The organism is Microcoleus sp. PH2017_35_SFW_U_B (assembly GCF_020737865.1).
Taxonomy (GTDB): domain Bacteria; phylum Cyanobacteriota; class Cyanobacteriia; order Cyanobacteriales; family Microcoleaceae; genus Microcoleus.
Map to the genome: position 1 here is coordinate 1 of NZ_JAEQDE010000064.1, position 12,569 is coordinate 12,569.

Sequence of the window (12,569 nt, forward strand, 5' to 3'; positions counted from 1 at the left end):
TAAAAATTTTACTTTATTGACATCTATGTTATTTCCTACTTACCAATTTTTAGTATTTTTCCTAATTATTTTTAGCGCCATCCTCTCCTTAAAGCCCAAAGTTGATTTGTATAAAATTGTCTTGCTAATTTCCAGTTTATTATTTTATTCTTTTTGGAGCTTAGACTTTCTCGGACTCCTGATTTTAAGTACAGTATACAATTATATCATTCTCCGAGCAGTCGATCGCGGCAAACAGCCAAAACTTGCCTTCATCTTCGGCATAATTGTCAACATTGTCAATCTCGGCATCTTTAAATATTGCAACTTCTTTGTAACCTCCTTATTTGAGGTACTAAACCAGCTCAAAATTCCCGCCAATTTTCAAATATTACAAATAATCGCCCCCGTCGGCATATCATTCTACACATTTAGAATAATTTCTCATTTAATCGACTGCTACCAACAAAAAATTTCCTGTCCTAAATTTATAGACTACGCCACATACATTACCTACTTTCCCCAAATTGCCTCCGGCCCAATCTCCCGCCCTCACGAATTTTATACGCAGCTAAATTCACCAAGTAAATATGACTATAAAATCGAAGAAGTTATCGTTTTGATTTTGTCTGGACTCTTCAAAAAATATACTTTAGCGAGCTTTTTGTTTAATTTCACTCAACTACCATTCAAAGTCCCCCAGCAGTACAGCAGCATAGATTTAATCCTCGCGGCAATTTCCTATTCTTGTTTGATTTACGTAGATTTCAGCGGCTACTCGGATTTAGCTAACGGCATCTCTTGCTTGTTGGGTTTCAAACCGATCGCCAATTTCAATATGCCATACCGATCGCTCAGCCTGCAAGAATTTTGGAAAAGGTGGCACATCAGTCTTTCGGAGTGGTTGAGAGATTACCTTTACTTTCCCTTAGGTGGCAATAAATACGGCAAATTGCGGAAGTACGTAAATTTACTGATAACAATGGCGATCGGCGGATTTTGGCACGGCGCAGGATTAAACTTTATTTTCTGGGGAACAATCCACGGTTTAGGACTGATTGTCAACCATCTATGTAAAGATATTCCCCAAGCTATCCATCTCAAATTAGACTACGCCTTTCCGAGATTTGCCAAATTTTGCAGTTGGTTGTTAACCTTTACCTTTGTTACCTGTAGCTGGGTATTTTTCGGCACACCCAACTGGAAAACTGCGATCGGGTTTTTTCAAGGAATCTTTCGTTTTTCTGCTGCAACTGTTCAATTCAACTTTTGGCAATTGTATCTAGTAATTGCAGTCATTGGCGCAATCAACCTGTGGGGCGAGATCATTTCCCAAGTATTGCAAACAATATTGTCATTAAACAACCTATTCTTTCGGGTTGTCTTAGTTTCCCTGCTCGTGTATGCTATCTTAATGCTAGGCCCAAGTACCGTCCCACCTTTTATTTACTTTAACTTCTAATAAACAAGTATAGCCTTTCGAGTTCTCATATGAGGTACTCATGGGCATAGGGCATAGGGCATAGGGCATAGGACATAGGGCATAGGGCATAGGGCATACCTGGCTTTTTTGAGAACCGCTATATAAATCACAAAAAAGACTTTTTTTTATCTTATTACGTTCTTTCTCCTTCCTTTATGATGACAAATAACAAATAACAAATAACTTCTTATGAAAGACCGAGAAATTTTGTTGATAGTTACCTCTGTAATTCTCACCTTAATATTTTCCAACTTATCCTTATTTGTGAAAAGCTTTTCTTCAACTCCTTTAGCCAGTACCGAAATCAAACAAGCAGCGCGCCAGATCGAAATAGACGGCTTCAGGAAATCCGAACAAGATTTTTGGAGCAAAATCAAAGATATTAACTTCGATAGCATTTCCAAAAACCCCGACAAAATTCCGGTCAAAACCGCAACAAAATCGGCAGTCATCCTCCCAAAGCCTGCCAAGAAACCCACTCCATCCAAACCAAAAATAACCGTAGCTTATCGCAAATTTTTATTTATTGGAGATTCCGTAATGTTCGATTTAGGAACTCAACTCCAGTACACTCTTAAAGAAAAATACAATATCTCAAATACCAAAATCGACTACAAAGTATCGAGCGGATTAAATCGGATAGATTATTATGACTGGTACGCCAGAACCAGTGAAATGATCCAGGATTACGGGCCAGATGTAGTGATAATTTTGTTCGGAGGCAATGACACTCAAGATATCACCGATAACCAAGGAAAATACCGGGCTATTCTGACCCCCGAATGGCAAAAAGCTTATCAAGCAAGAGTAGATAAATATGCCAAATTACTTGGCTCTTCCTCCGTAAAAAAAGTGTATTGGATAGGTCAATCGATATCTAACAAATCTTCGTATCTCAAAGCTTTTCCCATCATGAACGACATCTATAAAAATGCCAGCAAGTCTTCATCAAAAATAGAATTTATTTCTACTTGGGATGCTTTTGCTGAAGCAGGGAATTTTGTCCCCGTAGTTGCTGACAAATCCGGCAAGCGAGGTTATGTAAAAATTAATGATGGCGTGCACTTTACCTCCCACGGAGCTCAAATTATCAGCGACGTAATCGTTGACAAAATGGCGAAGGACAAAATTTTAAAACTCCCGAAAAAGAAAGAAGCATCCTAGGTTGATTCGAGTCAAAAAAAATAGCCTGCAAATTAGACATCTTATCGGATTCGTGTAAAATTATATACTGAGGATCGCGAATTAAATAATTTACACATATTTGTGGGATGGGCGGGAGAGCCCGTCCCGAAAAGACGGGCGGGACGCCCATCCCACAAGAATAATAAAAATTGTAAGTTATTTAATTCTCATTCCTTAGTCGCCGACAGATATTTGGCTTGCTCAACCCGGTTGCTACGGAAAATATCGGTTTTATTCACCATACGGTTGAGTTAATACTGTCGAGCCTTCGGAGATCCTCGCATCGCCCTGATAGTTAGGAGACTTGAAGAACTCTTTTATTCCCCTTATTCAGGGATAGGGGGTATCAGCCTTCACTGAACTCGATCGCATGAAAGCAACCAACCAGAAATATACTCGTGAAATTTGATACCCAGCTTACCTATGTGTCAACTGCGTTCGGGACTAATATTGACAAAAAGCAGCAGTAGATGTAGAGTTGCATTCAGCATCGGACAACGACGTTAAGATCTAGCAATTGTCATGGCGACAAATTATGACAAGCAATCTCTGGAAACTCGATCGCACTAGCATCCCTGAGTCAATGGAGTGCAGCGACACAGCGCTCATCTTCAGTCTCACCAAATATACTCAACCTTGGGAAAGAATAAACACCGTTGAAGGCATCTTGCAACAATGCGGAATCGCTCCTTTTGCTGAAGTTCTGGACGTACCCAAAAGCGGAATATTAGGGCAAGATATACCAGAATCCGCTAGAAAACCGCATCCAAATTTGCTGTTTCGGGCTTTGGCAATTCAAGCATTGGGCAAGGTGCGAGAGGGTATTATATCAAGTGAGGAACCTGTATCAAGTGATTTTAGCGAAAATAAGCTAGCGGTGTTGGAACAGGAAGCGCTAGGGGGAGCGACTCCTTTAATTCGGTGGTGTGCTGCTGTTAGCATTCAGTCAATTTTGTTGGATGAATGGCAAGCACAAGGCAAGGAATCTGCTGGCCATGTCACAATTAATGCAGCAGAAATTGAGCAGCGGGTTGTAGAAGAGCAAATTAAACTGTTAGCCAGCAATAAATTTGCTTTGAACGACAACAGCAGAATGGACAGCGGTAAGGAATATGAGAATTGTCTCGATTTTTGGGTCTACGGCCCTAGCTGGCTGCTGCTGGGTGTGTTAATGGATTGCGAGGAATATCTGTTTTGGGTCGATCGCGTATTTCCTGCGATCGCAGTTACGGATGATGGGTACAAATTTCATGCCGAAAAGGATGCAGCCATCACCAACTTTTTGGATGTGGCGAAAAATAATTTTAAGGAGTGGGAATTCTCCCAAATAGTTGCCAAAGTTTTTGAGTTTCTGCACCACCCGGAGGCGGCGATCAAAAATCGAGCGGCAATTATGTTAGAACCTTACCAAGATCGGCTAGACCGAAAATCGGCGCAAATTATGACAGCGCTCCTATATAAATTTCATGTAGAACATCAGTCTTTAGAATCTCTGACCATTCCCGAAATTGAGGAGTGCAAAGCGTCACTGTATCTAGATAAAAAGGAAATTGACGGCGTGTATTCTGAGGCTGTGTCGCTGTGCGACGATGATATCGCAATGGCAAATTTCTTGTCAGATAAACAGAGGGAATACCAAAATGCTGTAGACGAGCATATTCACAATTTGAGCAAGTTAGTTAAGTCGATCCTAGATTGTCAGAGCTTGTTAGATGCAAATAGGGAACTTTTGTATTTGACAGTAGAGCGGCTGCAAGAATGGGATCAGACCCTTGGTAATAAACTGGCTGAACACCGCAGGAAACTCCAAAACGTGAGTGTTGACAAAAGCACGTCCGAGCAGTGCATAAACCTCGACAATGATTTGAATTTAATCAGAGATTCTTTGCAGTCTACTTTGTATGAAGTCACATCAAAAATTAACAGCAAAATTAGAGATTTAGAACTTTCGGCGTCCAAAAATAACAAGACTGCAACACAGATGTTTAAGTGGACGTGGCTATTGTTAGGAGTGTGGTTTTCAATAGGGCTAGTTTTGTATTTATCCGATGCAGTGATTAACTCGATATTGACCGTCAACTACTACCAAAGTGAATTTCTAGTCTATTGGACTATGTTTTTTATTGTGATGGTGGTATTTTTGTTAGTATTAGCTATATTCTTTGCGACGCTCGCTGCCTTAGACAAGCGCCGAGAATCTAAATTAATTCCTAAATTTGACAGTTTAAGCCAAATAGGGAACAGTTTTTCTATTTTGTGGCAAAAGAGTTACTTGCAGCAATTTGTACCGTCAGTGCGATCGAATTAAAAGTGTGGAAAACCCCTTCGCATTCTGTCAGTAGCAGGGCGGTTTTATTGTCGTCAGACAAATTAGGTACGTAGTTGCGCTTCAGCGCTCCAAAGGTACGTAGTTGCGCTTCAGCGCTCTTGGGTACGTAGTTGCGCTTCAGCGCTCAAATTAGGTACGTAGTTGCGCTTCAGCGCTCTTCCCTAATATTATAAAGAGCGCTGAAGCGCAACTACATACCTTGGTAGGTGCCAGCCTACCTTTGAAAGCAGACTTGAATTGCCAAAGTTCTTTTAATCAAATTTTGGGACAGGCTAGAAGCCCATCCCACAAGAAACACAATTGTGGGATGGGCTTCTAGCCTGTCCTAGCGAAGACTAAGATGCAGTCGCCGCACTTACTTTCTGACTGCTGCTACCTTGATTTTTCAGTTGAATTAATTCAACTTTATATCCATCTGGATCTTGGACAAAAGCGATGACTGTTGAACCGTGCTTCATCGGGCCGGGTTCGCGAATAACTTTGCCGCCGCGGGCTTTAATTGCTTCGCAAGTACCGTAAATGTCGTCAACGCCGATCGCAATATGACCGTAAGCATCACCCAAATTGTACTCGGCGACGCCCCAGTTGTAAGTTAATTCCAAAACTGTAGTGTCGGATTCGTCGCCGTAGCCCACAAAAGCCAGAGTAAATTTACCGTCTGGATAGTCCTTTTGTCGCAGCAATCTCATCCCCAGAACCTCGGTGTAAAATTTGAGGGACTCTTCCAGGTTTCCGACTCGGAGCATCGTGTGTAGTAGTTGCATTTAGCTCACTCCAAATTTTTTAAGCTTTCTTAATTTTACCGAGTTCTTGGTGGAAAAAACCGCAACGGCCAAATTTACTTTGTTTTAGGTAAATCCACCTAATAAAACGTAAAATACGGCTCGCTAAAAAGCTTGCTGTGTATCTCTTCTTCCTTCTTCCTTCTTCCTTCTTCCTTCTTCCTTCTTCCTTCTAAGCTTGATTTTTACTGAACAAAAACCACCATAATTCTAAACCAATTAAGCTCAATCCGCCTGCTGTTATGCCAATTTTTAAACTTATCGGTTGTTCTATTTGCCGAAATTGAGCAGTTGAATTTGCAGGATGAGTTGATATTTGATTGGCTCGAACTCCCGATGCAAGTCCGAGCATAATTCCTAAACCTGCGAGACTTCCTAAAACTTGACGCTGGCTAAACATTTCTCAAATCCCTCTTAAATTATGCAATAACTTTCACTTTAAAATTCCGCAACCGCAAAGCATTAGTCACTACCGAAAGCGAACTAAAAGCCATTGCTGCACCAGCGATAATCGGATTGAGCAACCAGCCAAAAATCGGGTACAAAATGCCAGCGGCGATCGGGATACCCGCGATGTTGTAAATAAAGGCAAAAAACAGATTTTCGCGGATGTTCCGCATCGTGGCGCGGGAAAGTTGAATTGCTGTAACTATGCCTTGCAAATCGCCGGAAATTAAGGTAATGTCGCTGGCTGCGATCGCCACATCAGTGCCGGTACCGATCGCAATTCCCACATCCGAAGCGGCCAAAGCAGGAGCATCGTTAATCCCGTCTCCCACCATCGCTACAATTTTGCCTTCTCCTTGCAGCGCTTGGATTTGAGCTGCTTTTTGGTCGGGTCTAACTTCGGCAAAAATCCGAGTAATTCCTACCGATTGGGCGATCGACTCCGCAGTCGCGCGGTTATCCCCAGTCAGCATGGCCACCTCCAAACCGAGTTTTTGCAGCGCTTTCACCGATCGCGCCGACGAAGGTTTCAGAGCATCCGCAATGGCCAGAATTGCCTCAATTTTGCCCTCTACAGCCATCCAAACCACCGTTTTGCTCGCAGCTTCAAAAGCTCGCGCGCGCAGCTCCAGATATTCAGTATCGCAGCCTAGTTCCTGCATCCACCTGAGGCTTCCCAGGGCGATCGACTTTCCCCCCGAAACCCCTCGCACGCCGCTCCCCACCACAGCCTCAAAATCCTGAATATCTGTCAACTTCACCTCTTGAGATTGAGCGTATTTAACCACAGCTTCCCCTACAGGATGCTCCGAATTTCGCTCTACAGACGCCGCCAATTGCAGCAACTTTAACTCATTGCTCTGGGCCGTTCCTTTAATTGTCACAAAATCAGTAACAGTCGGCTTACCTTCCGTAAGCGTTCCAGTTTTATCTAACACAATAATTTGAATTTTGTGAGCCAATTCTAAACTATCGGCTCCTTTAATTAAGATTCCATTTTCTGCACCTTTACCCGTGCCAACCATCACAGCAGTCGGAGTCGCCAAACCCAAAGCACAGGGACAGGCAATAATCAGCACTTCCACCATTGTCACCGTCGCCAAAGTGAAGTTACCCATCGCGTTAAACCAAATAATAAAAGTAGCTAAAGCGATGGCAATTACTACAGGAACAAACCAGCCCGTCACTTGGTCTGCTAACTTTTGAATCGGTGCTTTTGAAGCTTGGGCATCCTGCACCATCTTGACAATTTGAGCTAAAAATGTATCTTTGCCAACTCTGGTAGCGCGAAACCGAAAGCTGCCTGTTTTGTTAATTGTCGCTCCAATAACTTCATCGCCAAGTTGCTTTTTGACAGCCAAACTTTCCCCCGTAACCATTGCTTCATCTACCGTCGAAGCACCTTCAATCACTTCTCCGTCAACGGGGATTTGCTCGCCCGGACGCACCTGCACAATGTCACCAATTGCCACTTGGGCGATGGGTACTTCTAACTCTTCTCCGTTGCGAACGATCCGAGCAGTTTTTGCTTGCAAACCCATGAGTTTGCGAATTGCTTCCGAAGTCTCTCCCTTCGCTCTATTTTCGAGGTTTTTTCCCAACAAAATTAACGCTATCACGCTGGTGGCAACTTCGTAGTAAACGCTAGGATTCAAACCTTGCGAGGTAAATAAACCGGGCAAAAATGTCACAAATACCGAATAAAAGTAAGCAGCACTTGTCCCCAAAGCAATCAGGGTATCCATTGTGGCGACGCGCCGTTTTAACGATTTCCAAGCCCCCACATAAAACGATTTACCGCACCAAAACTGTACTGGTGATGTCAGCACTAATTGCAACCAAAAATTGTGCAGCCATGCGGGAATGAATGGCAGGTGCCAGCCTGTCATGGTTGGAATGCCGCCCAAAACCAGTATAATGCTGATGCTGCCTGCGATCCAGAGTTTTCGCTGCAAGTTTTGAGATGCGGATTTGCGATCGGCTTTTTCTGCATCATCCTCTGCCATTTCTTGCAGGGGCAAAGCTTCGTATCCCGCTGCATCAACAGCTTCTTGAATGATTGTTAAGTTGGTTTGCTTCGAGTCATATTGGATGGTTGCTTGTTCCATGCCAAAATTGACGCTGCACTCAATTACGCCGGGGACAGATTTAATTGCTTGTTCGATAGAGGAAGCACAAGCAGCACAACTCATGCCCCGCAATTTAAGTGTGAGATTGTCCATAAATGCCCTCCTAAATTAGAAAATGAGCTTCTGGGTTCAAATAATCCCAAAAAACGGGTGCATCTGGGTTTGGCGAATACATCCGTAGGGGCGAAGCATGACCGCAGAAAATATGGGATGATAACTGATAATTTATATGCGGTCATGCTTCGCCCTCTTCAAAAACCAGATGCACCCCAAAAAACGGATACAAGCGGCCGCAGGGCTGTAGTAGAGAATCAAAAAAATGAGACTCTTATTCAATCTCCCAGATTCATCTGTAGAGTAATATTATGTCCTGTAAATTACCATAATAAAAACGGTTTGTAGTGAGGACTTCAGTCCTCATAATTCAGAGGACTGAAGTCCTCACTACAAACAAATCTTATCATGGTCGTTCTCTGCGGACATGATATAAATCTAAAATCTAAAATCTAAAATCAACTGGCTGGATAGCCAGCAGATGCGATCGCTTTTCTAACTTCACTTTCCGGCTTAGCCGTTTGAATCGCGACCAATTTTGTCTTGATATCTGCCTCAACAGCAGCGCCTGAGTCAATAGCTTGGACTGCTTTTGTGATTGTATTCACACAAGCCGAACAAGCCATTTTGGGAATTTTTAGCTCTAAAGTCATAATTGTGGAACCTCAGCAGAAACTACTTTGCTTCGGGTGCAGCGACCTGTGCAAGGCAAATATGTTTGTAGGGGCGAAGCATGACCGCAGTGAAAATAAGATTATAACTAATAACTTGTATGCGGTCATGCTTCGCCCTCTTCAAAAGTGAAATGCACCCGAAGCTTCATAGATGAATTAACTCCATTGTAAAGTCTCCAGTTAGCAGGAGAGTCAAGGGGAAATTCCAAATTAATTATTAAGTTTTAGTGAAACTCATCCTTTATCTAATTGATGGCACGGCAAGATTTATTTACCAGAAAGAATCGGTTGAAAGCCCCAAGCTTTTTTGGGAGAAATTAAAATCAGACTATTCATTACTCCAATCCTCTTCCTTCTAGGTAAAGGTCGCTGTCAACTGTCAACTGTCAACTGTCAACTGACAACTTCGACTCAAGAATTTCATGCCAATTTCATTTATATGTGAGAAACTGAATAAACCTGGGAGTTTTAAGGATATAAAATCTATGAAACCAATTTCATTAAAAACAGGCTTGGCAGCGCTAATCTTGACCGCCACAGCCACCGCAACCAGCGGAATTCTAGCAGCTTGTTCAAAATCTCCTACCAGCCCAACTCAAGCCCCAAATGTTACCGCAACAACCCAAGCGAACAACAAGCAAGACGCGGCACAAAGTGGCGGCATGGGTGGTATGAATCATGGCATGAATCACAATATGTCAATGGATTTAGGCCCGGCTGATGCCGACTACGATTTGCGATTTATTGATGGCATGACAGTACACCATCAAGGTGCTGTAAACATGGCGAAAGAGGTGCTCAACAAGTCAAAGCGCCCGGAAATGAAAAAACTAGCTAATAACATTATTGCCGCTCAAAACCGCGAAATCAATCAAATGAAAGAGTGGCGAAAAACTTGGTATGCCAAAGCCGACAGTACGCCAATGGCTTATCACGCTCAAATGAATCACATGATGCCAATGACTCCCGAACAAATGCAAGCCATGATGATGAGCATGGATTTAGGAGCGGCTGATGCTGAATTTGACCTCCGATTTCTGAATGCGATGATTCCCCACCACGAAGGAGCTTTAGTGATGGCTGAAGATGCGTTGCAGAAGTCGAAACGGCCGGAAATGAAGAAATTATCTCAAGAGATTCTGACTTCGCAAAAGCAAGAGATTGAGCAAATGAAACAGTGGCGCCAAGCTTGGTACAAAAAGTAGTGACGGGGCGGATAAATTAATTGCAATAGACTTCTTGCAAAAATAGTTAGGACGCTGCTCTGAGCAACCTCCCAAAAAAATCTTTTTTCTTGTGGGATGGGCTTCTAGCCCGTCCCAAAATTTGATTAAAAGGACTTTTGTAATCTTGTCTAATATCTGTAGATACTGTCTTGATTTTTTAGGGTAGCTAGAGTATAATTGGAGTCGCACGGTTTTGGGGTTTTATAAATCCAAAAAGCCTTCGATCCCGAATTATTTGAGCGCTACTCCTTGACAGTTCCAGACAGTATCTACAATCCGATCGCAATTCTATGAAACGAGCAGTATTTCTCGACCGCGATGGCGTTCTCAATATCGAAGCTGGCTACATTCACAAACTAGAAGATTTGCATTTAATCCCCGGCATAGCTGAAGCTGTACGCCGTTTAAATGACAGACAAATATTTTGCTGTTTGGTTTCCAATCAATCGGGGCCGGCGAGGGGTTATTATCCTGTGGCCCACGTTGAAGCTTTGCACAAACGCCTGTGTTTGTTACTAGAAAATGAAGCCGGAGCGAGGTTAGATGCTCTTTATTATTGTCCTTACTTGAGTGCAGCAGAAGGCGGAACAAATCCAGAATTTACGCGATATACGACTTGGCGAAAACCGAATACGGGGATGTTGGTAGCGGCGGCTTGGGAACACGATTTGGATTTGGCGAATAGTTTTATGGTGGGGGATAAAGCGACGGATGTCGATATGGCTCACAATGCCGGTTGTACTGGTATTTTGGTGCAGACTGGTTACGGGGAAAGCGTGTTGAGTGGCGAGTATCAGCACCATACTAAACCTGATTTTATTGCTGCAAATTTAGCTGCGGGGGTTGAGTGGATTTTGCAACATTTTGATTAGTGGCATCGGAATTGATATTACCCACAGCGGTGGGTGAGCACAGTTGAACCACGTCTGACACGGCACTGCCGTGTCCCTACAATAAATGCTTGCGATGGTTACATCTCTCATCAAGGGTTCATGATTATTTTGGGGTAGGGAAACGGCATTGCCGTGTCCTCCGTTACCTGGCATTTAAGTCTTTGACAATTCAGCCTTAGAGGAAAGGGCTACGTAAGGAAGCGCGACTGTAAAGGTAGTACCAACGCCGATTTTGCTTTCGCAGGCGATCGCACCTCCTTGCAAATCCACAGCTTTTTTAACAATCGTCAATCCCAAACCGTTACCTTTAATCTTTCCACTATTCTTGCAACGGTAAAACATTTCAAATATTTTCCCTACTTCGGTTTCTGGGATGCCCATACCTTCGTCTCGGATGCGAATAATTAGTAAAGGAGAGTTAATATTTTTAAATGGGGAATTGGCAAACAAAGACTGAGTAGACAAGCAGAAAATAGCTTCTTTGTCTCCCTCGCCTGGTTGACGGCATTCCAATTCTAAGGTTATTTGCCCGCCGTCGGGAGAATATTTTATGGCGTTGACGATTAAGTTAGAAATAATGCCGTGCAGCAATTGTTGATCTAACATCGCGCTGGTAACGGCAGACGGGCTGAATCTTAGTTTGTGTTTGGCTTCATGTCCTAACTGCAATTGATCCAGCAAATCTTGACAAAATTCGAGTAAATTTATCGGTAATGGATTGCATTTGAGTCTCCCTGCTTCTGCTCGGCCCATGAACAGCATATCCTCGATTAGCTGGTTCATCTTTTGGGTAGCTGAGTGCACTAGGCGCAGGGTTTTGACTTGAGATTCGTCACTGCTGCGAGTGCGATCGAGTTCTAGGAGCTCGGCAGAGATTAAAATCGTGTTCAGCGGGTTCCGCAATTCGTGGGCAGCCATTGATATATACTGGTTTTGGCGGTGCGCTTTTTCTTCCACCGACTCTCTGGCTGCTTCCGAAGCTTTGAGAGCTGCTCGCATTTTGGTTTCGATTTCGTGCCTGTGGAGCGCAATCTCGATCGCCACCCGCAAATCATTTTGTTGAAATGGTTTGATAATGTAGCCGAATGGGTCTGTAATTTTTGCTCTTTGCATCGTTTTATCGTCGGCATAAGCTGTTAAAAATACTGTAGGTATATCTATCTTATTTCTAATTTTTTCTGCGGCTGTCACGCCGTCCATCTCACCTTTAAGCACGATATCCATCAGCACTAAATCTGGCGGACTTTCGTCTACTTTTTCTAGAGCTTCTTCTCCTGAAGCAACAATAGCTGTTACTGCATAACCCAGCTTTTTTAATCTGCCTGCTATGTCCTGAGCTACAATTATTTCATCTTCTACTACCAATATTTTTATAGGATTCATATTTT

10 protein-coding genes are annotated in these 12,569 nt (G+C 43.0%); 5 read left to right on the plus strand and 5 right to left on the minus strand.

All coding sequences use genetic code 11. From position 1 onward, the window contains the following. The 3 genes from JGK36_RS18280 to JGK36_RS18290 form a co-directional block, all read left to right on the plus strand. Nucleotides 1–1,441: MBOAT family O-acyltransferase (locus JGK36_RS18280; protein WP_293197707.1), on the plus strand; the 1,441-nt coding region annotated here is incomplete at its 5' end. Between the two features lie 210 nt (nucleotides 1,442–1,651). Continuing rightward, nucleotides 1,652–2,626 carry a DUF459 domain-containing protein gene (locus JGK36_RS18285; RefSeq protein ID WP_293197709.1) on the plus strand — a complete coding sequence of 325 codons (975 nt, stop codon included), beginning with the start codon at nucleotides 1,652–1,654 and terminating at the stop codon, nucleotides 2,624–2,626. A 556-nt stretch (nucleotides 2,627–3,182) separates the two neighbouring features. Continuing rightward, on the plus strand, nucleotides 3,183–4,955 hold the full coding sequence (locus JGK36_RS18290; RefSeq protein ID WP_293177537.1) for a hypothetical protein: 1,773 nt from the start codon (nucleotides 3,183–3,185) through the stop codon (nucleotides 4,953–4,955). A 356-nt stretch (nucleotides 4,956–5,311) separates the two neighbouring features. Here JGK36_RS18290 and gloA read toward each other — a convergent pair whose 3' ends face one another. From gloA to JGK36_RS18310, 4 genes are all read right to left on the minus strand, one after another. Then, nucleotides 5,312–5,740: a lactoylglutathione lyase gene (gloA, locus tag JGK36_RS18295; protein ID WP_293177534.1), complete on the minus strand. Its 429-nt coding sequence runs from the start codon at nucleotides 5,738–5,740 to the stop codon at nucleotides 5,312–5,314. Between the two features lie 190 nt (nucleotides 5,741–5,930). Beyond that, entirely contained in the window at nucleotides 5,931–6,158 is a 228-nt protein-coding gene (locus tag JGK36_RS18300; RefSeq protein ID WP_293177530.1) for a hypothetical protein, read from the minus strand. Between the two features lie 19 nt (nucleotides 6,159–6,177). After that, nucleotides 6,178–8,427 (minus strand): heavy metal translocating P-type ATPase, encoded by a 2,250-nt coding sequence (locus tag JGK36_RS18305; RefSeq protein ID WP_293190045.1) that lies wholly within the window; start codon nucleotides 8,425–8,427, stop codon nucleotides 6,178–6,180. Nucleotides 8,428–8,846: 419 nt separating this feature from the next. Beyond that, nucleotides 8,847–9,041, minus strand: coding sequence for a heavy-metal-associated domain-containing protein (locus JGK36_RS18310; RefSeq protein ID WP_293177525.1), 195 nt, complete (start codon nucleotides 9,039–9,041; stop codon nucleotides 8,847–8,849). A gap of 506 nt (nucleotides 9,042–9,547) precedes the next feature. On the opposite strand from JGK36_RS18310, the gene JGK36_RS18315 reads away from it, so the two are divergent. Continuing rightward, entirely contained in the window at nucleotides 9,548–10,267 is a 720-nt protein-coding gene (locus JGK36_RS18315) for a DUF305 domain-containing protein (protein ID WP_293177523.1), read from the plus strand. A gap of 311 nt (nucleotides 10,268–10,578) precedes the next feature. Further along, on the plus strand, nucleotides 10,579–11,160 hold the full coding sequence (locus JGK36_RS18320; RefSeq protein WP_293197712.1) for an HAD family hydrolase: 582 nt from the start codon (nucleotides 10,579–10,581) through the stop codon (nucleotides 11,158–11,160). Between the two features lie 174 nt (nucleotides 11,161–11,334). Here JGK36_RS18320 and JGK36_RS18325 read toward each other — a convergent pair whose 3' ends face one another. Beyond that, nucleotides 11,335–12,564, minus strand: a complete 1,230-nt coding sequence (locus JGK36_RS18325; RefSeq protein ID WP_293177519.1) for an ATP-binding protein — start codon at nucleotides 12,562–12,564, stop codon at nucleotides 11,335–11,337. Nucleotides 12,565–12,569 lie beyond the last annotated feature (5 nt).